This is a genomic window from Streptomyces sp. NPDC002868 (genome assembly GCF_055563295.1).
Window position 1 is genome coordinate 103,000 of the sequence record NZ_JBVHDR010000011.1, and the last position, 23,107, is coordinate 126,106.

The 23,107-nt window shown below is 69.7% G+C and carries 20 protein-coding genes, 1 tRNA gene and 1 riboswitch; of the genes, 6 read left to right on the forward strand and 15 right to left on the reverse strand.

Annotation, left to right across the window (positions count from 1 at the left end; genetic code table 11):
- Positions 1-345: 345 nt before the first annotated feature.
- On the reverse strand, positions 346-1,734 hold the full coding sequence (locus ACZ3H8_RS29020; protein WP_467406906.1) for a cystathionine beta-synthase: 1,389 nt from the start codon (positions 1,732-1,734) through the stop codon (positions 346-348).
- Between the two features lie 163 nt (positions 1,735-1,897).
- Here ACZ3H8_RS29020 and ACZ3H8_RS29025 point away from each other — a divergent pair, with 163 nt between their 5' ends.
- From ACZ3H8_RS29025 to ACZ3H8_RS29035, 3 genes are all read left to right on the forward strand, one after another.
- Positions 1,898-2,902 (forward strand): SGNH/GDSL hydrolase family protein, encoded by a 1,005-nt coding sequence (locus ACZ3H8_RS29025; protein ID WP_467406908.1) that lies wholly within the window; start codon positions 1,898-1,900, stop codon positions 2,900-2,902.
- Between the two features lie 199 nt (positions 2,903-3,101).
- Positions 3,102-4,322, forward strand: a complete 1,221-nt coding sequence (locus ACZ3H8_RS29030) for an acetyl-CoA C-acetyltransferase (protein WP_467406910.1) — start codon at positions 3,102-3,104, stop codon at positions 4,320-4,322.
- A 232-nt stretch (positions 4,323-4,554) separates the two neighbouring features.
- Positions 4,555-5,370, forward strand: coding sequence for a hypothetical protein (locus tag ACZ3H8_RS29035; protein ID WP_467407302.1), 816 nt, complete (start codon positions 4,555-4,557; stop codon positions 5,368-5,370).
- Between the two features lie 14 nt (positions 5,371-5,384).
- Here the strand turns inward: ACZ3H8_RS29035 and ACZ3H8_RS29040 are convergent, their stop codons facing one another.
- Positions 5,385-5,711, reverse strand: coding sequence for a hypothetical protein (locus ACZ3H8_RS29040; RefSeq protein ID WP_467406911.1), 327 nt, complete (start codon positions 5,709-5,711; stop codon positions 5,385-5,387).
- 99 nt (positions 5,712-5,810) lie between these two features.
- Here ACZ3H8_RS29040 and ACZ3H8_RS29045 point away from each other — a divergent pair, with 99 nt between their 5' ends.
- Positions 5,811-6,041, forward strand: coding sequence for a DUF4287 domain-containing protein (locus ACZ3H8_RS29045; protein ID WP_307662990.1), 231 nt, complete (start codon positions 5,811-5,813; stop codon positions 6,039-6,041).
- Between the two features lie 92 nt (positions 6,042-6,133).
- On the opposite strand, the gene ACZ3H8_RS29050 is transcribed toward ACZ3H8_RS29045, so the two are convergent.
- On the reverse strand, positions 6,134-7,024 hold the full coding sequence (locus ACZ3H8_RS29050; protein ID WP_467406914.1) for a Bax inhibitor-1/YccA family protein: 891 nt from the start codon (positions 7,022-7,024) through the stop codon (positions 6,134-6,136).
- Positions 7,025-7,174: 150 nt separating this feature from the next.
- Positions 7,175-7,260 (reverse strand) — tRNA-Leu (locus ACZ3H8_RS29055).
- A gap of 389 nt (positions 7,261-7,649) precedes the next feature.
- Between ACZ3H8_RS29055 and ACZ3H8_RS29060 the strand changes: the two genes are divergently transcribed.
- Positions 7,650-8,420 carry an ABC transporter ATP-binding protein gene (locus ACZ3H8_RS29060; protein WP_307662988.1) on the forward strand — a complete coding sequence of 257 codons (771 nt, stop codon included), beginning with the start codon at positions 7,650-7,652 and terminating at the stop codon, positions 8,418-8,420.
- 50 nt (positions 8,421-8,470) lie between these two features.
- Positions 8,471-11,020, forward strand: a complete 2,550-nt coding sequence (locus ACZ3H8_RS29065) for an ABC transporter permease (RefSeq protein WP_467406916.1) — start codon at positions 8,471-8,473, stop codon at positions 11,018-11,020.
- Between the two features lie 62 nt (positions 11,021-11,082).
- On the opposite strand, the gene ACZ3H8_RS29070 is transcribed toward ACZ3H8_RS29065, so the two are convergent.
- The 11 genes from ACZ3H8_RS29070 to ACZ3H8_RS29120 form a co-directional block, all read right to left on the reverse strand.
- Complete coding sequence (locus tag ACZ3H8_RS29070; protein WP_467406919.1) at positions 11,083-12,372, reverse strand: class I SAM-dependent methyltransferase; 1,290 nt, start codon at positions 12,370-12,372, stop codon at positions 11,083-11,085.
- A gap of 285 nt (positions 12,373-12,657) precedes the next feature.
- On the reverse strand, positions 12,658-14,037 hold the full coding sequence (locus ACZ3H8_RS29075) for an NAD(P)/FAD-dependent oxidoreductase (RefSeq protein ID WP_467406920.1): 1,380 nt from the start codon (positions 14,035-14,037) through the stop codon (positions 12,658-12,660).
- Positions 14,038-14,407: 370 nt separating this feature from the next.
- A complete protein-coding gene (locus ACZ3H8_RS29080; RefSeq protein ID WP_467406922.1) occupies positions 14,408-15,322 on the reverse strand; it encodes a Ppx/GppA phosphatase family protein in 915 nt (304 codons plus the stop codon).
- The gene (locus ACZ3H8_RS29085) at positions 15,319-15,852 is read right to left on the reverse strand and encodes a DUF501 domain-containing protein (RefSeq protein WP_467406925.1); all 534 of its coding nucleotides are present in this window, start codon (positions 15,850-15,852) and stop codon (positions 15,319-15,321) included. The genes ACZ3H8_RS29080 and ACZ3H8_RS29085 overlap by 4 nt, the downstream gene beginning before the upstream one ends.
- A 36-nt stretch (positions 15,853-15,888) precedes the next feature.
- On the reverse strand, positions 15,889-16,362 hold the full coding sequence (locus ACZ3H8_RS29090) for an FtsB family cell division protein (protein WP_467406926.1): 474 nt from the start codon (positions 16,360-16,362) through the stop codon (positions 15,889-15,891).
- 97 nt (positions 16,363-16,459) lie between these two features.
- On the reverse strand, positions 16,460-17,746 hold the full coding sequence (eno, locus tag ACZ3H8_RS29095; protein ID WP_467406928.1) for a phosphopyruvate hydratase: 1,287 nt from the start codon (positions 17,744-17,746) through the stop codon (positions 16,460-16,462).
- A 285-nt stretch (positions 17,747-18,031) separates the two neighbouring features.
- On the reverse strand, positions 18,032-18,715 hold the full coding sequence (locus ACZ3H8_RS29100; RefSeq protein ID WP_467406930.1) for a transglycosylase family protein: 684 nt from the start codon (positions 18,713-18,715) through the stop codon (positions 18,032-18,034).
- Positions 18,716-18,718: 3 nt separating this feature from the next.
- A riboswitch (cyclic di-AMP (ydaO/yuaA leader) is annotated at positions 18,719-18,890 on the reverse strand.
- Positions 18,891-19,177: 287 nt separating this feature from the next.
- Positions 19,178-20,074 carry a transglycosylase family protein gene (locus ACZ3H8_RS29105; protein WP_467406933.1) on the reverse strand — a complete coding sequence of 299 codons (897 nt, stop codon included), beginning with the start codon at positions 20,072-20,074 and terminating at the stop codon, positions 19,178-19,180.
- Between the two features lie 112 nt (positions 20,075-20,186).
- On the reverse strand, positions 20,187-21,422 hold the full coding sequence (locus tag ACZ3H8_RS29110; protein ID WP_467406934.1) for a cytochrome P450 family protein: 1,236 nt from the start codon (positions 21,420-21,422) through the stop codon (positions 20,187-20,189).
- Entirely contained in the window at positions 21,419-22,420 is a 1,002-nt protein-coding gene (locus ACZ3H8_RS29115) for a nucleoside triphosphate pyrophosphohydrolase (RefSeq protein ID WP_467406937.1), read from the reverse strand. The genes ACZ3H8_RS29110 and ACZ3H8_RS29115 overlap by 4 nt, the downstream gene beginning before the upstream one ends.
- Before the next feature lie 22 nt (positions 22,421-22,442).
- Complete coding sequence (locus tag ACZ3H8_RS29120; protein ID WP_467406938.1) at positions 22,443-23,093, reverse strand: SurA N-terminal domain-containing protein; 651 nt, start codon at positions 23,091-23,093, stop codon at positions 22,443-22,445.
- Positions 23,094-23,107 lie beyond the last annotated feature (14 nt).

Consider the following 23,107-nt stretch of genomic DNA (forward strand, 5'->3'; position numbering starts at 1 on the left):
CCCCGGTGAACCGGGGGGCGGGACGACGGCGGTCCCCGCGTGGGACACGGTCCCGGGTCAGGGCCGGTCTCCGCGTCCAGGGCGTCTTGGGAGGTCCGGGAGCCGCTCCGGAGGTCCTAGACGCCGCATTGGGTGCCGGCCGGGATCCCTGCCCGGGCCCCCTGCCGACATCCACCAATGTGCCGGACGCGTGTTAAGCGGGTGCTGCGCGTACGTGTCGCGCTCGTACCGTTTTCGCGACCAGGGCCCTCCGCGGGGGCCGGGGGTCATCCCCGGAAGGCGCAGCGGGGGTCGCACCCGACAGCGCCCCGGTCGCGCACAGAGCGAACTCCCGTCCCCCGGCTGCTACTTGCCGCCGCCCGCGAGGAACGCCAGCAGGTCCTGACGGCTCACCACACCCGTCGGCTTGCCCTCCACCAGCACGATCGCGGCGTCCGCCGCGCCGAGCACCGACATCAGGTCGCCGACCGGCTCGCCCGAGCCCACCTGCGGGAGCGGCGCGCTCATGTGCTTCTCCAGCGGGTCGCCCAGCGAGGCGCGCTGCGCGAACAGCGCGTCCAGCAGCTCCCGTTCGACGACCGAGCCGATGACCTCGGCGGCCATCACGTCCGGGTGACCGGCGCCCGGCTTCACGATCGGCATCTGGGAGACGCCGTACTCCCGCAGCACCTCGATCGCCTCGCCGACCGTCTCCTCCGGGTGCATGTGCACCAGGCTCGGGATCTTGCCGCCTTCCTTGTGCCGCAGCACATCCGCGACGCTTGCGGACGGGCCCGAGTCCTCCAGGAAGCCGTAGTCCGCCATCCACTCGTCGTTGAAGATCTTGGAGAGATAGCCGCGGCCGCTGTCCGGCAGCAGCACGACCACCACGTCGTCCGGGCCGAGCCCCTCGGCCACGCGCAGCGCCGCGACCACCGCCATGCCGCAGGAGCCGCCGACGAGCAGCCCCTCCTCCTTGGCGAGCCGGCGCGTCATCTGGAAGGAGTCCTTGTCGGACACGGCGACGATCTCGTCGGTCACGGTCCGGTCGTACGCGGTCGGCCAGAAGTCTTCACCGACACCCTCGACGAGGTAGGGCCGGCCGGAGCCGCCGGAGTACACGGAGCCCTCCGGGTCGGCGCCGATGACCTTGACCTTGCCGTCGCTGACCTCCTTGAGGTAGCGCCCGGTGCCGGAGATCGTGCCGCCGGTGCCGACGCCCGCGACGAAGTGGGTGATCCGCCCGTCCGTCTGCTCCCACAGCTCGGGGCCGGTCGTCTCGTAGTGCGAGCGCGGGTTGTTCGGGTTGGAGTACTGGTCGGGCTTCCAGGCGCCGGGCGTCTCCCGCACCAGCCGGTCGGAGACGTTGTAGTACGAGTCGGGGTGCTCGGGGTCGACGGCCGTGGGGCAGACGACGACCTCGGCGCCGTACGCACGCAGCACATTGATCTTGTCCGTGGACACCTTGTCCGGGCAGACGAAGATGCACTTGTAGCCCTTCTGCTGAGCCACGATGGCAAGACCGACGCCGGTGTTCCCGCTGGTCGGCTCCACGATCGTGCCGCCGGGCTGCAGCGCTCCGCTCTCCTCGGCCGCTTCGATCATGCGCAGGGCGATCCGGTCCTTGACCGACCCGCCAGGGTTGAAGTACTCGACCTTGGCCAGGACGGTCGCCTGGATGCCTGCGGTGACGCTGTTCAGCTTCAGCAGCGGGGTGTTGCCGACGAGACTGATCATCGAGTGGTGGATGCGCACAATGTTCTCCGGGATCTCCGTAGTGATGCGGCCAGCGTAAGCGGAGCAGCGCGTGATTGGGCGACGGTAGCCACGGGGCAGTTAGCTGATGACGACGTAGAGCTGCGACGCAGAGCTACGAGGCGGCTACGAGGAGGTGGCTCGGACTGTGTCGAGGGCGAGGGTGGCACGACGCATCGCCGCGGGCGCGGCCTACGGCGGCGGCAGCATCGGGCTGCTCGGAGCGGCGGCCGTGGGGCTGGTACTGGCGGAGGTCCAGCTGGCGAAACGCTCGGTGGGCGGGGGCACGGCCCCGCTCCCGCCGCGCGGTGACGGCCTGTACGGACTGGCCTTCGGGCACAGCGATCCGCTCCTCCTCGGCGTGCTCGGGGACTCCACGGCGGCGGGGCAGGGCGTACGCAGGGCGGGCCAGACGCCGGGGGCGCTGCTCGCGTCCGGACTCGCGGCCGTGGCCGAGAGGCCGGTCGAGGTGTGCAATGTGGCCCTGCCCGGCGCGCAGTCGACCGATCTGGAGCGCCAGGTCACGGTGCTGCTCGCGGACCGGTCCCGGACCCCGGACGTCTGCGTGATCATGATTGGCGCGAATGACGTGACGCACCGGATGCCGCCCACGCACTCCGTCCGGCTGCTCTCCTCCGCGGTGCGCAGGCTGCGTACGGCGGGCGCGGAGGTGGTGGTGGGCACCTGCCCTGATCTGGGCACTATCGAGCCGGTGTACCAGCCGCTGCGCTATCTGGCCCGCCGGGTCTCGCGCCAGCTGGCGGCGGCGCAGACGATCGTGGTGGTGGAGCAGGGCGGCCGTACGGTGTCGCTGGGCGACCTGCTGGGCCCGGAGTTCGCGGCGAACCCGCGGGAGATGTTCGGCGCGGACAACTACCACCCGTCGGCGGAGGGCTACGCGACGGCGGCGATGGCGATGCTGCCGACTCTGTGCGCGGTGCTGGGCCTGTGGCCGGAGACCGACCACCTGGACGCGGACCGCGACGAGGACATGCTCCCGGTGGCGCGGGCGGCGGCCACGGCGGCGGCGGAGGCGGGCACGGAGGTCACGGGCGCGAGGGCCCCGTGGGCGCTCCTGAAGCACCGTCGCCGGCGTCGCCTCCCGGAGCCGCCCCCGACGACGGAACCGGCACCGGCACCGTCGCCGTCGGAAGTACGGCGGGCATAGCGCGGACGGCGCGGGCGCGTCCCGGGCGGCGCGGCGGGAAGCTGCCGTCGCCCGCGCAGCGCGGGCGCATACTGGAGGAGCTGAGCGATCGCTTAGAAAAGAGGTCCGCATCACACGACCCGGCCCGTGACCCCAGCGATACGGACGGGTAACTTCCCAGACAGTCCTGCCCCACCGCCTCGCCCCTTATGGAGCTGTGATGCCCGAAGCCGTGATTGTCTCTGCTGCCCGCTCCCCCATCGGCCGGGCCTTCAAGGGCTCCCTCAAGGAGCTGCGCGCCGACGACCTGACCGCCACGATCATCCAGGCCGCGCTCGCCAAGGTCCCTGAGCTCGATCCCAGGGACATCGACGACCTGATGCTCGGCTGCGGTCTGCCCGGCGGCGAGCAGGGGCACAACCTCGGCCGCATCGTGGCCGTGCAGATGGGGATGGACCACCTCCCGGGCTGCACCATCACCCGTTACTGCTCCTCCTCCCTCCAGACCTCCCGTATGGCGCTGCACGCCATCAAGGCCGGCGAGGGCGACGTCTTCATATCCGCGGGCGTCGAGACGGTCTCGCGCAGCACCAAGGGCAACTCCGACACCCTGCCCGACACCCACAACCCGCTCTTCGCCGAGGCCGAGGCACGTACCGCCGCCCGCGCCGAGCAGGAGGGTGCCAACTGGCACGACCCGCGCGAGGACGGCCTGATCCCGGACGCGTACATCTCGATGGGCCAGACCGCCGAGAACCTGGCCCGCCTCAAGGGCGTGACCCGCCAGGACATGGACGAGTTCGGCGTGCGGTCCCAGAACCTCGCCGAGGAGGCCATCAAGAACGGCTTCTGGGAGCGCGAGATCACTCCGGTCACCACCCCCGACGGCACGGTCGTCTCCAAGGACGACGGCCCGCGCGCGGGCGTCACCCTCGAGGGCGTCCAGGGCCTCAAGCCGGTGTTCCGCCCCGACGGCCTGGTCACCGCCGGCAACTGCTGCCCGCTGAACGACGGCGCCGCGGCTCTCGTGATCATGTCCGACACCAAGGCGCGCGAGCTGGGCCTGACCCCGCTGGCCCGCATCGTCTCCACCGGCGTCTCCGGCCTCTCTCCCGAGATCATGGGCTACGGACCCGTCGAGGCGTCCAAGCAGGCGCTGTCCCGCGCCGGGCTGACCATCGGCGACATCGACCTGGTCGAGATCAACGAGGCCTTCGCCGCGCAGGTCATCCCGTCCTACCGCGACCTGGGCGTCGACCTGGACAAGCTGAACGTCAACGGCGGCGCCATCGCCGTCGGCCACCCCTTCGGCATGACGGGCGCCAGGATCGCGGGCACGCTGATCAACAGCCTCCAGTTCCACGACAAGCAGTTCGCCCTGGAGACGATGTGCGTGGGCGGTGGCCAGGGCATGGCCATGGTCCTGGAGCGCCTCAGCTAGGGCTTTCGGGCCTGCGCGGAACTCGAGTCGTGACCGAATCTCCCCCAGGATGTGACCTACCTCCTGGGGGAGAGCCCTTTTCCCAGGTCAGCACTACATTCACGCTAAACACGGGACACAAAGTCCTGTCCAATTCGTGACGTAATGCACTGACAGGGGGCGCGCGCTGACCGCAAGCTGATGTAGGAAGTCGGGGGGATCGAGTGAAACCGGGAGTAAGTCAGTGAGCGCAATGTCTCTTGCCCTGCTGCTGACCACGGCCGCAGCCACGGCCGTGGGTGCCGCTGCCCTGCACGCCGCCCACGGGCTCCGTAAGCAGGTCACGGCCCTGCGCACCGAACTGGTCACCGCGCACGGCACCAGCCGCATCGCCTCCGTACCGCAGGCCCGCACCGCCCCGGCTGCCGAGATACGCGCCGCCGTCGCCGAGGCGCTCGCCGAGGAGCGGGAGCGCGAACTGGCCGAGGCGCGCGCCTTCTGGGCCGCGCAGGAGTCCCGCGACGCGGCGGACGCTCCCTCCCTGCTGGGCGGCCTGGCCGCCCCGGGCGACGAGCTGCCCTTCTACGTCCCGCGCCAGTCTGACTTCGCCGGCCTTGAGGCGATGGACTTCGAGGCGGCCGAGGCGCTCGACGAGCTGGCGGACCTGCCCGAGGTGACGGAGTTCGCCGAGGACTCCCCCGAGCTGGCCGCGGCCCGCCGCCGCCATCCCTCGCACCCGGACTTCGTCCCGGTCCAGACCCCGGTGGTCACCGACCACGAGCGCACCGTGGCCCGCCTCGAGGAGCTCGCCGAGACGCGCACGGCCCTCACCGACGTACGGCCGGGACCGCTCGGCACGCTCGATGTGTACGTCTTCGCAGATGGCACGACGCTCTGTTTGACCCCCGGCCACCGCGAGACCGCCGAGCAGCTCGCCGAGGCGCTGCGGGCCGGCGACACCCCGGTGCTGCTGGGCGGCTCCGGCGTCGCGGGCGCTTATGCCCTGACTTTCGCGTGCGGCCAGGAGAGCGTCTATATCCTCGCGGACCGCGTCATCGCGTCGCTGTAGACCCGCTCACGGGCTTACAGCCCCGCCCGCCGGGCGGCCGCTTCAACGAGACCCACGGCCTCGTCCACCTCCCTCAGGGACCGGGACGGGGCCGTTCGCAGCGCTTCGGCCAAATCGTTCCCGGCGACGTTAAGTTGATCCGCAACTGCGAACAGGCCCGCCTCCGGCATGATCCGCGGCGCCTCCCCGGGCGCCTCGATCCGCTGGGCCCGCACCGCCAACTCCCTGGCCAGCGCCAGCCCTTCGGCCGCCGCACCCCGGCTCAGCCGGCTCTGCGGGGCGGCCCGCAGACGGTCGGCGAAGCGGTCTACGGCGGCCGTCAGCTCGGTGGTATCAAGCACTCCGCGACCCTACGCGCCACCCCGGCACTGTTGCCAATACGCGAACCCTCAGGCACGGTGGCGTTAAGGACCACACGCGCAAAGCGTCCGGAGGCGCCGATGTCCCAAGTCTTCTCCGAAGAGACCCATCGCAACCTGCTCTCCCGAATCCCCCACTGCACCGGTCGTGAAATTTCCGACTGGCTCCGCACCGTCGATGAAGGCCCCTCCCTCTTCCGCTTCGAGGAGAAGGTCAGCTGGCTCCGGAGCGAGCACAACCTCGCGTACGGACATGCCAAAGCGATCATCCATGAGTACGACCTGAGGCGCGCCGCGCGCAAACTGCTCTAGGTCCCGAGACGCCGAAGGGCCCGCGGGCAACCCCCGCGGGCCCTTCGTCACGGCCTGGACGGCCGGTCCCGGACAGAGCCGGTCCCGGACGGTCAGTCGTTGCCGTTGAGGATCGACAGCAGTCGCAGCATCTCCAGGTAGATCCACACCAGGGTCAGGGTGAGGCCGAAGGCCGCCAGCCAGGACTCCTCACGCGGAGCGCCGTACGCGACCCCGTCCTCGACCTGCTTGAAGTCGAGGGCCAGGAAGCACGCACCGAGGATGACGCCGATGACACCGAAGAGGATGCCGAGGCCGCCGCTGCGGAAGCCGAGGCCGTCACCGCCGCCGATCACGGCGAACAGCAGGTTGACCACCATGAGCAGGATGAAGCCCATGGCCGCGGCCATCACAAAGCCGTAGAAGCGGCGGTTGACCCGGATGAGCCGGGTCTTGTACGCGATGAGCACACCGGCGAAGACGCACATGGTGCCGAGCACCGCCTGCATCACTGTGCCCGGGCTGATGTAGGTGCTGACCGCGCTGGAGATCACTCCGAGGAAGACACCCTCGAAGGCGGCATAGGCCAGGATCAGCGCCGGCACCGGCTTGCGCTTGAAGGCCTGAATGAGCGAAAGGACCATGGCCACCAGGGCCGCGCCGATCGCGATGCCGTACGACTTGCCGATGTTGGCCTCGTCGACGGGCAGCAGGACCCAGGAGAGTACGGCGGTGAGGACGACCGTGCCGAGCGTCATGGCGGTGCGCGCCACGACGTCGTCGATGGTCATCACATTGGGACGGGCGGGGGCCTGCGGGCCCGCGCCGAACTGCGTGTCCGCGGGTGCGTACGGGTTGGTCGCGTACGGGGCGGCCGTGCCCTGGGCGTAGGGGTTGTTTCCTACGGCGGGGCCCCCGGCCTGCGGCTGCTGCGCGTTGAACCCCGCGTAGCCATTGTCGCGGCTGAACCCCCGTCGCGAGAAGACCGGGTTACTGCTCCTCATCTCACTCCTCCATGGCCACCCTGCGCGGCCTTGGAGTCAAGAGTAATGCGGGAGCAAAAGAAGCACCCTAGTGCTCGGGGAGGATCTTTCCGCGATCGTGACCGCAGCGGCGTCCGCCGGGGCGGGCACCGCCTGGCGCAGAGGGCGGTGTGGTGCCCGGAACCGGACTTGAACCGGTACGCCCCCGAGGGGCAGCGAGGTTTAAGCTCGCCGTGTCTGCATTCCACCATCCGGGCGTGGCGCGCGGGTTCGCGTTGGCACTTGAGCCTATCCGGGTAGATCCCCCGGTCCGCGGCACCAGTGGCCCGATGTTGTCTTATTTTATTGACTTCTGAGGGTGCGTCAGTGCAGGTAAGGGGGCATTCGTACCCGCCCTGCCCGGCCCGTGGCCGCCACCGTCCGCGCGCGGGAATGACGGAAAGTCGCCGCCCCTCCTCCGCCGCCTCCTCCACGCCCCCTCCCTCGCCGGGTCTCAGGGACGCCGTCATACCAAAGGAGGACGATCCGGCGCTGCGGTCCGACTGAAGAGGGCCCCCGGAACGGGCACCGGGGCTGACGACTCGCCGCCGAACGGCGGACAGGATGGTCTCGTCCCCGCAGATCACCTCGACAGGAGAGCCCACTCGTGACCACCACCCCCCTCGCTCACCGCGCCACCGCAGTGGCCGCCCGCGCCACGGATCTGTCCAAGGTGTACGGACAGGGCGAGACCCAGGTGGTCGCGCTCGACCGGGTCACCGTCGACTTCCGGCAGGCGGAGTTCACCGCGATCATGGGCCCCTCGGGCTCCGGCAAGTCCACGCTGATGCACTGCGTGGCCGGCCTGGACAGCTTCAGCTCCGGGTCCGTACGGATCGGTGAGACCGAGCTCGGCTCCCTCAAGGACAAGCAGCTGACCCAGCTGCGCCGGGACAAGATCGGCTTCATCTTCCAGGCGTTCAACCTGCTGCCGACGCTGACCGGCCTGGAAAACATCACTCTCCCGATGGACATCGCGGGACGTAAGCCCAACAAGCAGTGGCTGCAGCAGGTCATCGAAATGGTGGGCCTGCAGGACCGGCTCAGCCACCGCCCCACTCAGCTCTCCGGCGGCCAGCAGCAGCGCGTCGCCGTCGCCCGCGCCCTCGCCTCGCAGCCGGAGATCATCTTCGGTGACGAGCCGACCGGAAACCTGGACTCGCGCTCGGGCGCGGAGGTACTGGGCTTCCTGCGCAATTCCGTGCGTGAACTCGGTCAGACCGTCGTCATGGTCACCCACGACCCGGTGGCCGCCTCCTACGCCGACCGGGTGATTTTCCTGGCGGACGGCCGGATCGTCGACGAGATGCTGCACCCCACCGCCGACGGCGTCCTCGACCGGATGAAGGAGTTCGACGCCAAGGGCCGGACCAGCTGAACGACCGCTGTTCCCCACCCTCCGGCTCTCACCCCAGGACTGACACAGACATGTTCCGAACCGCCCTGCGCAATGTGCTCGCGCACAAGGCCAGGCTGCTGATGACCGTGCTCGCCGTGATGCTCGGCGTGGCCTTCGTCTCCGGCACCCTGGTCTTCACCGACACCCTCGGCAACGCCTACCGCAAGCAGTCGGCCAAGAGCTACGACAACGTCGCGGTCGCCGTCACCACCTTCGGCGACCAGACCGACGGCCAGAAGAACGCCAACATCGACACCAAGACCCTGGAGAAGATCCGCGGTCTGGACGGGGTCGCCGAGGCCACCGGACGGGTCTCCGGTTTCGCCGGGGTCGCCGACCAGGACGGCAAGCTGATCGGCAACGGCTGGTCCAACACCGGCGCCAACTTCGCCCCCGGCAAGGACGGCAAGGACGCCGCGTACACCTTCACCGACGGCTCGGGCCCGGTGAAGAACAGTCAGATCGCCCTCGACGAGGACTCCGCGGCCAAGGGCAAGTACCGGGTCGGGGACACCGTGCGGGTGGCGACCAACGGCCCGGCGAAGGACTACACCCTCTCCGGTGTCTTCACCACCGAGGACGGCGCCGTCAACGCGGGCGGCAGCCTCGTCCTCTTCGACACTCCGGTCGCCCAGAAGCTCTATCTGCAGCCCGGCTACTTCAAGGACGTCACCATCGCCGCCGCGGCCGGCGCCTCCGACCAGAAGATCCTGGACGAGGTCAAGCCGCTGCTGCCCAAGGACGCCGAGGCGCAGACCGGCAAGCAGCTCGCCGACGACCAGGCCCGGGAGATCGAGCAGGGCCTGTCCAACCTCAACACGATGCTGCTCGCCTTCGCGGCCATCGCCCTCTTCGTCGGCATCTTCCTGATCGCCAACACCTTCACCATGCTGGTCGCCCAGCGCACCAGGGAACTGGCGCTGATGCGCGCCGTCGGCGCCTCCCGCCGGCAGGTCAAGCGCTCGGTGATGCTCGAGGCACTGGTGGTCGGCGCGCTCGCCGCCGTGATCGGCTTCGTCCTCGGTATCGGGCTGGCGACCGGGCTGCGGTCCGCGATGGGCTCCTTCGGTGCGAAGGTGCCCGCCGGTCCACTGGTCGTCTCGCCCACCGCGATCGCCTCCGCACTCGCCGTCGGTGTACTGGTCACCGTGCTCGCCGCATGGCTGCCCGCCCGCCGGGCCGCGAAGATCCCGCCGGTGGCGGCGATGGGCAGCGCCCATCTGCCCGCGACCACCAAGTCCCTGGTCGTACGCAACACCCTCGGCAGTGTCATCACGCTGGCCGGTGCGGGGGCGATCCTCGCCGGTGCGGCGATGGGCAAGGAAGCGGGCCGGATGGTGATCGGCGTCGGCGCGTTCCTGACGCTGATCGGCATCATCGTGCTGATCCCGCTGCTGTCCCGCCCGGTCATCGCGCTGGCACGGCCGCTGCTGCACCGGGTGTTCGGGGTGTCCGGCAAGCTGGCCGGGCAGAACGCGGTCCGCAATCCGCGCCGTACCGGAGCCACCGCCTCGGCGCTGGCGATCGGCCTCACGCTGGTCACCGGCCTCACGGTCATCGGTGTCACGCTGGGCCAGGCCATCGACAAGTTGACCACGGACAACATCCGCGCCGACTACATGGTCACCATGGCGGGCGGCGGCGCCCTCGACAAGTCGGCGCTCACCGCACTGGAAAAGGCGAAGGGCGTCAGCGCGGTCTCCCCACAGCAGGCCACCTCGGTGGAGATCAAGGACGAGTTCCACTCCGCCTCCGCGGTCACCCCCGGGGACGTGGAGAAGGTCTTCGATCTGCAGACGGTCTCCGGCTCCATGACCACGCTCGGCAAGGGCCAGATCGCGGTCGCCGAGAAGACCGCCAAGTCGAACGGCTGGAAGGCAGGCGACACGGTCGCGGTCAGGTTCGGCAATGACAGTGACGGCGGCAAGGCGGATACGAAGACCCTGACGGTCGGCGCGGTCTACAAGGAAAACGAGTTCCTCTCGCCGGTCCTGCTGTCGACGTCGCTGGTCGCTCCCTACGAGCCGAAGCCGTACATCCCCGAGGTCTGGGTGAAGATGGACGGCGGCGCGAGCAAGGCGAACGAGCAGGCGCTGGTGGACGCGCTGGGTGACAACCCGGCGATGAGCATCATGGACCGGCAGGACATCCGGAACATGTTCGGCGGCATGATCAACACCATGCTGAACATCATGTACGGACTGCTGGCGATGGCCCTGATCATCGCGGTGCTCGGTGTCATCAACACCCTCGCGATGTCCGTCTTCGAACGTCAGCAGGAGATAGGCATGCTGCGGGCGATCGGCCTGGACCGCCGGAAGGTCAAGCGCATGATCCGCCTGGAGGCGGTGGTGATCTCGCTCTTCGGCGCGGTGATCGGTGTTGCGCTCGGCTCCTTCCTGGCCTGGGCGATCGGCGAGACGATCAAGTCGGAGATCCCCGGGTACGCGCTGGTCGTGCCGTGGGACCGGATCGGGATCTTCCTGCTGCTCGCCGGAGTGGTCGGGGTGCTGGCCGCCCTGTGGCCGGCCCGCAGTGCAGCGAAGCTGAACATGCTGACGGCGATCAAGACGGAGTAGCAGTACGGGATGCGAGGGGCCCCGCGACCGGGAGTCGGTCGCGGGGCCCCTTGCGTACGCGCTCAGTGCCAGTCGCGGGCCCGCAGCGGCAGCCCGGACTCCCCACTCTCGGGGGTCTTCACGGCCAGGATCTGGTTGACGCCGATCCTGTTCCGCTCGAAGGAGACCGCGGACGCGGCCATGTAGAGCCGCCAGACGCGGGCCCGGCCCGGCGAGCTGTGCCGCACGGCCTGGCTCCAGTTCGCCTCCAGGTTGGCGACCCAGCGGCGCAGGGTGAGGGCGTAGTGCTCGCGGATCGACTCGACGTCGCGGACTTCGAAACCGGCTTCCTCCAGGGTGGCGAGGGTACGGCCGAGGGGAGCGAGTTCGCCGTCGGGGAAAACATATCGGTCGATGAACTCATCGACGTGGTAGGCGGATTCGTCTCCTTCGGGGCGGCGGGCGATCTGGTGGTTGAGCAGCCGGCCGCCGGGCTTGAGGAGCGAGAAGAGCTGGTCGGCGTACTCGTGGTAGCGGACCTGGCCGACGTGTTCGGCCATGCCGATGGAGGAGATGGCGTCGTACGGGCCGTCCCTGACGTCCCGGTAGTCCTGAACGCGGATCTCGATCCGGTCGGTGAGGCCCTCTTCGGCGATGCGCTTGCGGGCGTAGGCGGCCTGCTCGCGGGAGAGGGTGACGCCGGTGACCTGGACGCCGTACTCGCGGGCGGCGTGGACCGCCATGGAGCCCCAGCCGCAGCCGACGTCGAGGAGCCGGTCGCCCTGTTTGAGGGCGAGCTTGCGGCAGATGAGGTCGAGCTTGTCGCGCTGGGCGTCTTCGAGAGTGCCGCCGTCCTGCCAGTAGGCGCAGGAGTAGACCATGGAAGGGCCGAGGACGAGCGCGTAGAAGTTGTTGCCGACGTCGTAGTGGTGGCTGATGGCCTTCTTGTCACGGCGCTTGGTGTGCAACGGCCCGGCGCGCCGCCGGACTTCCTCGGGGGGCGGTGGCGGCGGGGGCAGCGCCCCGCCGATCTTCAGCAGACCGCGGGCTGCGGCGCGCAGCCTGGGGTCGAGAATCCGGTTGCTGCTGTCCTCGCCCCCGTCGCCGCGAACCCAGATCAGCCCGGCGAGGAGATCGAGGGCGTGGTACAGATCCCCGTCGACATCGATCTCGCCGGCCACCCAGGCCCGCGCGAGCCCGAGCTCCCCAGGCCGCCAGAGCAGCCGGCGCAGGGCACGGCGGTGCCGGATGACGAGTACGGGAGCGTCTGGAGGTCCGGATTCACTACCGTCCCAGGCCCGGATACGGACCGGGAGCGGGGTTCCCAGCAACTCCTCGGCAAGAGTGGTCAGCCGCAGCGCGGCGTCGCCCATGGCGCACACCTCCGTGACGATGGATCCCAGAAATGCTCCTGCACCAGGCTGCGGTGGCAGCGCGGTGCACTCCTGAGAACAATCCGACCACTGTGCGTGCTTCCCGGCGGCGCGCAATGCCCAGGCAAAATACATGCTCGCCACATGTATTTGGCGGAACGGCCACGCGTTCGGGGATGAGGACGGGCTCGCGGGCAAGCCCGGACACAGCGAACGAGCCCGGACACAGCGAAGGGGCCGCCCGCACCACGGATGGCGGGCGGCCCCTTCGCGGGCTTGCCTGAGCTAGGAGGCCTTCGCCTTCTCCGGGGCCGGCACTACCGCCGCCGGAGCCGGCTTGGCCGCCTCGTAGAACTCCTCGCGCGGCGTCTCGATCGCGCCCAGCGAGACCACCTCGCGCTTGAGGAACATCGCCAGCGTCCAGTCCGCGAAGACCCGGATCTTACGGTTCCACGTCGGCATCGCCAGGCCGTGGTAGCCACGGTGCATGTACCACGCCAGACGGCCCTTGAGCTTGATCTTCATCTTGCCCATGACGATCATCGCGACGCCCTTGTGCAGGCCGAGACCGGCCACCGCACCCTTGTTGGCGTGGCTGTACTCCTTCTGCGGGAAGCCCCGCATGCCGGAGATGACGTTGTCGCCGAGCACCCGCGCCTGACGCAGCGCGTGCTGGGCGTTCGGCGGGCACCAGGCGTTCTCGACGCCGGCCTTGCGGGCCGCCATGTCCGGGACCTGCGCGTTGTCGCCCGCGGCCCAGATGTAGTCGGTGCCCTTGGCCTGGAGCTTGTCGGTGCAGTCCACATGGCCGCGCGGGCCGAGCGGCAGGCCGTAGCGCGCCAGCGCCGGGTTCGGCTTCACGCCGGCCGTCCACACGATGGTGTTGGAGTCGACCTCGAGGCCGTTCTTCAGCACCACGTGGCCGTCCACGCAGGAGTCCATCGAGGTCGACAGGTAGATCTCGATGCCGCGGCCCTCGAGGTGCTCCTTGCCGTACTTGCCCAGCTTCGGACCCACCTCGGGAAGGATCTTGTCGGCCGCGTCGACCAGGATGAAGCGCATGTCCTCGCGCTTGACGCTGGTGTAGTACTTGGCCGCGTCGCGCGCCAGGTCCTCCACCTCGCCGATGGTCTCCGCGCCGGCGAAGCCGCCGCCCACGAAGACGAAGGTCAGCGCCTTGCGGCGGACGTCCTCATCGGTCGTCGAGTCGGCCTTGTCGAGCTGCTCGAGTACGTGGTTGCGCAGGCCGATGGCCTCTTCGATGCCCTTCATACCGATGCCCTGCTCGGCGAGGCCGGGGATCGGGAAGGTGCGGGAGACCGCGCCGAGCGCGACGACCAGGTAGTCGAAGGGCAGCTCGTACGCCTCGCCGACCAGCGGCGAGATCGTGGCGACCTTGCGGTCCTGATCGATGGTGGTGACCCGGCCGGTGAGCACCTCAGCCTTGGGCAGCACGCGTCGCAGCGGGACGACGACATGCCGAGGCGAGATGCTGCCGGCGGCAGCTTCGGGGAGGAAGGGCTGGTACGTCATGTACGAGCGCGGGTCGACGACCGTGACGGTCGCCTCGCCGTAGCGCATCTTCTTCAGAATGCGACGAGCTGCGTACAGGCCTACGTACCCACCGCCTACAACGAGGATCCTGGGACGCTCCGTGGTGCTCATGCCATCGAGTATCCACCCCTCTCAGGGGGGGTGCTCGTGAGCCCCTTCACAAGGTGTCGACCCACCTCTGCTACACTGCGCGGCCCACGTGACCGAGGTCATGGCGCGGCGGGGGAACCACGGTATAAGGGGAAGCGTTGTTCACCCCTCGTGAGCTGGACCCTAAGGGACCTGCCGTAGGTGAACCAGCGGCCCGGTACACGCCCCCGTAACGCGCCCCGCACCGCCCCGAATACACCCCACGGGACGGGGCGGACGGGCCGGAGGGGCCTTTCGGCCCCCCACAGGGCCCGTCAGGGGCCTTTTCCTTGTGAAGAACTTCACGAAGTTCGTTCAGAGGCTGATTCAGAGGCCGGTTCAGAGGCCGCTTCTAAGCGATCGACCAGGCGATCCCGTCAAGGATGTCGTGCTCGCTCACGACCACCTCGGGCACCCCGATCCGCTCCATGATCGCGGTCAGTACGAGCGCCCCGGCCCCGATGACGTCGGCCCGCCCCGGGTGCATCGCCGGGTGCGCGGCGCGCTGCTCGTGGTCGGCCTTCAGCAGCGCGTCGCTGATCGCCTTGACCCGGGCGTAGGGGACCCGTGCGTGGTGGATCCTCGTCGGGTCGTACTCGTCGAGACCGAGCGCGATCGCCGCCACCGTCGTCACCGACCCGGCCAGGCCGACCAGCGTCTGCGCCTCACGGATCGGGACGGTCTCCTCGGCGAGGTCGAGCGCGGCCTCGATGTCGGCGCGGATCGCGGCGACCTCTTCGGGCGTCGGCGGATCGTGCCGGATGTGCCGCTCGGTCAGCCGTACGCAGCCGATGTCCACGGACCGCGCGGCCTCGACCTCCTCATGGCCGACGACGAACTCGGTCGAGCCGCCGCCGATGTCCACCACCAGGCGCTCCTCGTGGCCCGGCAGCTCCCTCGTGGCGCCGGTGAAGGAGAACTCCGCCTCCTCGTCCCCGGTGATCACCTCGGGTTCGACGCCCAGGATGTCGAGCACTCCGCGGACGAAGTCGTCCCGGTTGGACGCGTCGCGCGAGGCGGAGGTGGCCACGAAGCGGATCTTCTCCGCGCCGTGCTTCTTGATCACGGCGGCGTACTCGCGGCAGGCCGCGAAGGTCCGCTCCAGCGCCTCGGGGGCGAGCCGCCCGGTCCGGTCCACGCCCTGGCCGAGCCGGACAATCGTCATCCGCCGGTCGAGGTCGACCAGCTCACCGGTGGCCGGATCCGCGTCGGCGACAAGCAGCCTGATGGAGTTCGTACCGCAGTCGATGGCGGCGACCCGGGTCACTTCTCGTCCCCTCCTTCGAACGGCGTGACGCACGGGCCCTTGCGCCACCACTCGGGCAGCATCGCGATCGCCTCGTCGCCCAGCGGATTGACGCCGGGTCCCGCCGCGAGCGAGTGGCCGACCAGGACGTGCAGGCACTTCACCCGGTCCGGCATGCCGCCCGCGCTCGGGAAGCCCTCCAGTACCTCGATGGCGTCGCGGCGTTCGATGTAGTCCTCGTGGGCGGCGCGGTACTCGGCAGCCAGCTCCGGGTCGGTCGCGAGGCGCTCGTTCATCTCCTTCATCACGCCGTTGGCCTCCAGCGTGCCGATCGCCGAGGCGGCCCGCGGGCAGGTCAGGTAGTACAGCGTCGGGAAGGGGGTGCCGTCGGGGAGCCGCGGCGCGGTCTCGACGACGTCGGGCTGACCGCACGGGCAGCGGTGCGCGATGGCGCGCAGTCCGCGCGGCGGACGGCCGAGCTGCTTCTTGAACGCGGCGATGTCCGCGTCGGTGGGCTCGGTCGGGGCGGTGGTGGGAGGGGGCGTTTCCATGCCTGCCTTGGTTCTAGCGGTGCTTCTGTGTGGCTGCTACTTGGTGCGGTCGGCGTTGTCGACGCCGTCCCAGACGTTCGAGTACCAGGGGCGGTCGGTCGCCCCCTCTTCGGTGCGGCGCTTCTCGGCGGCCTCGGGGTTGATCATGATGTAGCCGGTCTCTCCCGGCACCACGAGATGCAGGTGCTCGCGGGCGAGGCGCCGGATGTACATGTCGTCCTGGAGCCGCGCCTTCTCGTCCCTCAGCCGCTCGACCTGCTCCTTGGCGTCCGCCATCCGGCGCTCCTGGTCGGCGATGTCGGCGCGCTGGGAGACGTACTGCCGCATCGGATACGCGAGCGCGACGGCCAGCGAGCAGACCACCAGGGCCAGGAAGGCCGCGCGGCCGGTGAGCCGGGAGCGGCGGGCCTGCCTGCGGTTCTGCGACCGGTAGACGCGAGCGGCGGTCTGCTCGCCGAGCAGCCGAATCCTGGTCGCGGTGGAGAACCGATCGCGGTCCTGCCCGGCCATGTCCCGCCTCCCCAATACGTACGTACGTCCCCGGACACGGTACGGGACCGCGGCCGGGGACGTACGTAAGGGAGAGCGTCAGCCCTTGCTGTGCTTATTAGTTCGCATAGCGAAACCGCGGGAACGCCGAGCGGCCCGCGTACACCGCGGCGTCGTCGAGGATCTCCTCGATGCGCAGCAGCTGGTTGTACTTGGCGACGCGCTCGGAGCGGGCCGGGGCGCCGGTCTTGATCTGGCCGCAGTTGGTGGCGACCGCCAGGTCGGCGATGGTCACGTCCTCGGTCTCGCCGGAGCGGTGCGACATCATGCACTTGAAGCCGCTGCGCTGGGCGAGCTCGACGGCGTCCAGGGTCTCGGTCAGTGAACCGATCTGGTTGACCTTGACGAGCAGGGCGTTCGCGGCACCGTCCTCGATGCCGCGGGCGAGGCGCTCCGGGTTGGTGACGAAGAGGTCGTCGCCGACGATCTGGACCTTGCTGCCCAGCTTGTCGGTGAGGACCTTCCAGCCGGCCCAGTCGTCCTCGAACAGCGGGTCCTCGATGGAGACGAGCGGGTACGCCGCGACGAGCTCCGCGTAGTACTCCGTCATCTCGGCGGCCGAGCGGGACTTGCCCTCGAACTCGTACGAGCCGTCCTTGTAGAACTCGGACGCGGCGACGTCGAGCGCGAGCGCGATGTCCTTGCCGGGGGCGTAGCCGGCTTCCTTGATGGCCTCGAGGATCAGGTCCAGCGCGGCGCGGTTGGAGTCGAGGTTCGGCGCGAAGCCGCCCTCGTCGCCCAGGCCGGTGGACAGACCCTTCTGCTTCAGGACCTTCTTGAGGGTGTGGTAGACCTCGGCGCCCCAGCGCAGGGCCTCGGAGAAGGACTCCGCGCCGATCGGGGCGATCATGAACTCCTGAATGTCCACGTTGGAGTCGGCATGCGAGCCGCCGTTCAGGATGTTCATCATCGGAACGGGCAGCAGGTGCGCGTTCGGGCCGCCCAGGTAGCGGAAGAGCGGCAGATCGGAGGCCTCGGAGGCGGCGTGCGCCACGGCGAGGGAGACGCCGAGGATCGCGTTGGCGCCGAGCGAGGACTTGTCCGGGGTGGCGTCCAGGTCGAACATCGCCTGGTCGATCAGGCGCTGCTCGGTGGCGTCGTACCCGACGAGCTCCGGGCCGATCTGCTCGATGACGGCGAGGACGGCCTTCTCGACGCCCTTGCCCTGGTAGCGGTTCTGGTCACCGTCGCGGAGCTCAAGAGCCTCGAACGCACCGGTGGAGGCGCCGGACGGAACAGCAGCACGACCCGTGCTGCCGTCGTCGAGGCCAACCTCGACCTCGACCGTGGGGTTGCCTCGGGAGTCCAGGATTTCCCGGGCTACGACGACGTCGATGGACGGCACGAGCATCTCCTTCTGGGATGTGACGCTAAATGTGACTCAAGCAGTGGGACACAAGCAGTGCAGGGCAGTGCAGGGTCTCCGTGGCCTTGCGGCAAGAGCCTAACCGGCTCCGGGGCATCGGTCGGCCGGTGCCCGCCCGCTGGGACGGAAAAGGGCATGAACAGGCAGTGACAAGGCAGAACCCCGGCCCGGCGCGTACGGGGGATAGCGCGCCGGACCGGGGTGCTCTGGGGCCCGGGGGGTCAGCTCGGGCGGAGCCGGGGCAGCCGGCTCGGGCGGAGCGGGTCAGCTCAGGTGGAGCTGCTGGCCCGGGTAGATGACGTCCGCGTCGTCGATGATGTCCTTGTTCAGGTCGAACAGCTTCTGCCAGCCGCCCCTGACCTTCTCGGTCTCGGCGATCTTGCCGAGGGTGTCGCCGGCCTTGACCTTGTACTCGCCGTCGCCCTTCTTGAAGCCCTTGGCCTTCGCGGCGGGCTTCGCGGGCTTTGCCGGAGCGGCGGGGCGCTCGGAGCGGGTGGTGGGAACCTCGGCACGCTTCGGCTGCGCCGGCTGCGTGGTGCCGGCGTCGGCGGAGCCGCCGTCGTTCGCGGCGTTGGACAGGTTGACGCCGCAGTTCGGCCACGCGCCCTTGCCCTGGCCGGCCAGGACCTTCTCGGCGACCGCTATCTGCTGGGACTTGGAGGCCTGGTCGGCGCTCGCGGCGTACTGCGTGCCGCCGTACGCGGCCCAGGTGGAGGCCGAGAACTGCAGGCCGCCGTAGTAGCCGTTGCCGGTGTTGATGGACCAGTTGCCGCCGGACTCGCACTGGGCGACCTGGTCCCACTCGGAGGTGGTCGCGGCGGACGCCGAGGTGGCGCCGAGGAGCGGGGCGGCGACGGCCGCACCGGTGACGCCGGCGATGGCGGCGAAACGCGTAGTCCGATTGAAAACGGTCGGGCGACGGTGCTTGCCCTTGCTGGAAAACAGCATGGAACATCTCCTCACCGACGCCTACGAGGTGAGCTGTCGGGTTCGGGCCGACGAGTTGCCCGGCCGCGCGTCCTGCGCGCGGCTTCACCCCAAGCCGGTTGGAGCCGTCGATCTCAACGGCCGGGGCCGGCACTTACCTTGGGTCCCCCGCTCCTGCCTTCGGCGCTCTGCGCGACGACTACTCCCCCCGACCGTCGGCAGGATTCGGCGTGACGGTCAGCGGTGCCCGCGGTGGCGAGCGATCAGACCGTAAACACACCTCTCCCCGATGTTCAAAGGTGAACATCGGGGAGAAATCGCCCATCTCGCCGCCCCAGTCACTCCCGTTTCCGCAGGTGAAGGGCGGAATGAGTGGTTCCGCCGGGCAAGTCACAGCAGTTGGGACAAAGAGACCCTTGTCTCACTTGCGCAGACTCGGACATATGCCCGCGAAACTGACCCTGAACTGGCGGCGAATTACCCCTACTTCACGCCCAGATCAAGGCTCTGGCCAGGAAGGATGAGATCGGGGTCGGCGCCGACGGTCTGCTGGTTCGCCTCGTAGAGCGCGGTCCAGCCGCCGGAGAGCTTCTGCTTGTCGGCGATGGCCCACAGACTGTCGCCCGGCCGGACGGTGTACTCACCGGGCGCGGCGTCCGCATTGCCCGTCTCGCCTTCCTCATCCGGGTTGCCCGCATTGTCGCGTGCCGAACCGTCACCTCGCGAGGCATGACGACCCACTTCGCGCTCATTGTCCGCATTGCCCGGCTCGGTCTGCTCCGGGGCGGCCTCGCCACGGTGCTTGCCGCTGCCACTGTCGGCGCCCAGCGCCGCGTCCGCGGCCGCCGACTCGGCGGGCTCGGCCGACTCGGCCGGGTCCGCGGTCGGCTCGGCAGACGCCGCCGTGGTGGGCTCGGCGGAGGGGGTCGTGGGTATGAGCGACTCGACCGGGGTGCTCTGCTCGGACGACGGCACGATGCCCGGGTCGACGCCGGTGGCGGCGCCGTCGTTCTTCAGGCCGGCGAGTGCCGCGCAGCCGGGCCACGCCGCGGGGCCCTGTGCGTCGAGGACCTTCTCGGCGACCGCTATCTGCTGCGAGCGGCTGGCGAGGTCGGCGCGGGGCGCGTAGTCCGTACCGCCGAAGTCCTGCCAGGCCTCCTGCGAGAACTGCAGCCCGCCGTAGTGCCCGTTGCCGAGGTCGGCACTCCACATGCCGCCGCTCTCGCACTCCGCGACGCGGTCCCACATGGAGGCGTCGGCGGCGGAGGCCGAACCGGCGCCGAGAAGGGGGATGGCGATGGCCGATCCCGTCACCCCTGCCGCGACAACAATGGCAGGAGCCTGACGAGGTCGGCGGTGTCGCCCGTTCCCGGAACGCATGCGGTTGCCTTTCACGTGACTACTGAGACGACGGTGAACGTAGCCGCATTCGAACGGAAGTCACAAGTCGATGCAGCGGAGATCACGTGAAAGTCACAGTCTTGACAAAGCGTCAGATCTGTCGAGCAGTGAACTCAACCGGCAGAGTGCGCAATCCGCGCATAATGAGACCCCCACGCCACCGCAAATCGGCCGGATCGCCTGCAAGCCGCAAGTCCGGCATTCTCCTGAGCAGCGTGGCGAGCGCGGTCTGCCCCTCGAGACGCGCGAGCGGCGCGCCGAGGCAGTAGTGGATGCCGTGCCCGTACCCGAGATGCTGGTTGTCCCGCCGGGACAGATCGAGGCTGTCCGGGTCGGCGAACCGCTCCGGGTCCCGGTCGGCGGCGGCGAGTACGACGAGTACGGGATCGCCCGCCGCGATCCGCTGCCCGCCGATGACGAGCGCCTCGGTGGCGAACCTCCAGGTGGCGAGCTCCACGGGCCCGTCGTAGCGCAGGAGTTCTTCGACACCGGTGGCCAGTAGCTCGGTCTCACCGGCGGCGAGAGACGTCTGGAGCCGCTCCCGCTGTTCCGGATTACGAAGCAGGGCATATACCCCATTGCCGATCAAGTTCACGGTAGTTTCAAAACCCGCGAAGAGAAGGATGAAGGCCATGGCAGCGGCCTCGTTCTCGGTGAGGTGCTCGCCGTGGTCGCTGGCCCGGATCAGCCCCGAGATCAGGTCCTCCCCGGGCCCCTCCCGCTTTCGGTGGATCAACTCCGCGAGATAGCCCCGCATCTTCTTCACAGAACGGGCGACGCCGCCGCGCGGCCCGCCGCCGTGGCGGATCATCATCCCGGCCCAGTCGCGGAAGTCGTCCTGGTCCTCGCGCGGGACGCCGAGCAAGTCGCAGATGGCATAGATGGGGAGCGGGAACGCGAACTCATGAATCAGATCCGCCTCCCCCCTCTCCACGAACCCATCAATGAGCCGGTCCGTCAACTCCTGTACACGCGGGGCGAATTCGGCAACCCGGCGCGGGGTGAACGCCTTCGACACCAGCCGCCGCAGCCGGGTGTGGTCCGGCGGGTCGATGTTCAGCAGATGGGTCATCAGCTCAGCCTTGCGCTCGCCGGGGATCCCCGTCTTGCCCTTGGCATGGGCGGGCTCGTCGTGATGCGCGGGATTCTTGCTGAGCCGCTGGTCGGCGAGGGCCTGCTTGGCATCGGCGTACCGCGTCACCAGCCATGCCTCGACCCCGCTGGGGAGGGTGGTCCGGTGGACCGGCGAGTTTTCCCGGAGCCACGCATAGGCGGGGTAGGGGTCGGTGGCGAACTCCCAGGTGAACAGCTCGGGCTGAGCGCTCACTCCTGTCCCTCGGCGGCGCGGATCGCGTCCCGGTAGGCGCGGGCCGCGGCGCGCAGGGCGGCCTCGGGGTCGGTACCGGACTCCTCCGCCCGGACGGCGAGGGCGAGCAGTTCGTAGCCGGTGCCCGGGCCGGCGGGGAGCGGGACGTCGAGGCCGGCGGTACGGACCCGGCCGGCGAGCTTCGCGGCGAGGGCGAGGCCGGGCTGGCCCAGCGGCACGCCGTCCGTCACGGAGTCGCGCTGCTTCTCGATCGCCTTCGTGCGGAGCCAGTGCTCCTTCACGTCCTCCGGCGTCTCGGCGTGCTCGTCGCCGAAGACGTGCGGGTGGCGGTGGATGAGCTTCTCGACGATCGTCCCGGCGACGTCGTCGATGGAGAACGGCTCTTCCTCGTCCTCCTGCGCGATGCGCGCGTGGAAGATGACCTGCAGGAGTACGTCCCCGAGCTCCTCGCGCAGCTCGTCGCGGTCGCCGTCCTCGATCGCCTCGACGAGTTCGTACGCCTCCTCGATGCCGTATTTGGCGAGGCCCTTGTGGGTCTGGGTCGACGACCAGGGGCACTCGGCGCGGATCCGGTCCATGACCTGGACGAGGTCGAGGAGACGGGCGCCGGGCAGGTCGTACGAGCCGGGGAGCAGCTCCAGGTCCGGCATCTGCACCCGCCCGGACCCGGCGAGCCGGGCGAGCCCGTCGGTCAGGGCCGTATCGCCCTCGCCGGAGGGGACGACCACGACGGTGCGGCCTCCCCCAGAGCCTTCGGCCTGAGAGGTACCCCCGGCGCAGGCGTCGACCAGCTCCTGCGCGGTGACGGCCGTTATCTCCACGGCGACACCGGCCTCGCGGAGATACGGCAGCTGGGGGTGGGCCCCGTCGGCACAGAGCACCCGGTCGGCGGCGTGCAGCGTCTGCCACGCGGGCCAGGACAGCAGCCCGGGCGCGACGCGGTGGCTTGCGGTGAGCAGAACGATTCGGCCGGGGGCGACTGGTGCTTCTGTGGTCACCCCTCGAACCTACCTCGCGCCGCTACGCACCCGCCTCGACGGGCTCCGGCTCCTTGCTGACCTGGGTGATCCACGGGGCCTTGTAGTTGCCGAGCTCGAGTTTCCGGTCGTCCCAGGTGCCGAAGCGGGGGTTGACGTCGATGTCCAGCGCCTTGGCGGCGGCGGTGAATGCCTGGTTCAGCTTCTGCTGACCCTCGGGAGTGTTGGTCGCGCCGAGGGCCTCGGCGAGCTTGCTTACCAGGATGTCGCGGCGTACGACGTCGCCCAGCTGGTCGGGGGCGACGCCGCGCTGCTGCAGATACATGGCCGCGAGCTGCTCCTCGCCACCGGACTGCTGCACGAGGGCGGTCCGCCCGTCCTGGATCTCCTTGCGGCTGACCTCGACCCCGGCGTCGTCGGCGGCGCGCTGGACGACCCGCTCGACGATCAGGTCGTAGAGCTTGGCGCGGCTGAGCTGCCCGCTGTCCTTGATGAGCTGGGCGGACTGGGGGGAGCGCTGCTGGGCGGCGCGCACGTCCTTCACCTTCGCCTGGACGGTGGACACCTCGATCCGCTCCCCACCGACGACGGCGGCGGCCCCTGGGTGAGCCTCACTGCCGCAGGCGGCGAGGAGGGGCGCGGCGACGAGCAGCGCGGCTGAGACGGTGAGCGCGGTGCGACGGCGGCGGTGCAAAGGAGCCTCCCGGC

Coding starts and splice junctions, on each gene's coding strand:
- ACZ3H8_RS29065 (WP_467406916.1), top strand. CDS start 8,471: ATGTTCCGAACCGCCCTGCGCAATGTGCTCGCGCACAAGGCCAGGCTG.
- ACZ3H8_RS29085 (WP_467406925.1), bottom strand. CDS start 15,852: ATGGAAACGCCCCCTCCCACCACCGCCCCGACCGAGCCCACCGACGCG.
- ACZ3H8_RS29030 (WP_467406910.1), top strand. CDS start 3,102: ATGCCCGAAGCCGTGATTGTCTCTGCTGCCCGCTCCCCCATCGGCCGG.
- ACZ3H8_RS29035 (WP_467407302.1), top strand. CDS start 4,555: ATGTCTCTTGCCCTGCTGCTGACCACGGCCGCAGCCACGGCCGTGGGT.
- ACZ3H8_RS29070 (WP_467406919.1), bottom strand. CDS start 12,372: ATGGGCGACGCCGCGCTGCGGCTGACCACTCTTGCCGAGGAGTTGCTG.
- ACZ3H8_RS29100 (WP_467406930.1), bottom strand. CDS start 18,715: ATGCTGTTTTCCAGCAAGGGCAAGCACCGTCGCCCGACCGTTTTCAAT.
- ACZ3H8_RS29045 (WP_307662990.1), top strand. CDS start 5,811: ATGTCCCAAGTCTTCTCCGAAGAGACCCATCGCAACCTGCTCTCCCGA.
- ACZ3H8_RS29090 (WP_467406926.1), bottom strand. CDS start 16,362: ATGGCCGGGCAGGACCGCGATCGGTTCTCCACCGCGACCAGGATTCGG.
- ACZ3H8_RS29105 (WP_467406933.1), bottom strand. CDS start 20,074: ATGCGTTCCGGGAACGGGCGACACCGCCGACCTCGTCAGGCTCCTGCC.
- ACZ3H8_RS29075 (WP_467406920.1), bottom strand. CDS start 14,037: ATGAGCACCACGGAGCGTCCCAGGATCCTCGTTGTAGGCGGTGGGTAC.
- ACZ3H8_RS29050 (WP_467406914.1), bottom strand. CDS start 7,024: ATGAGGAGCAGTAACCCGGTCTTCTCGCGACGGGGGTTCAGCCGCGAC.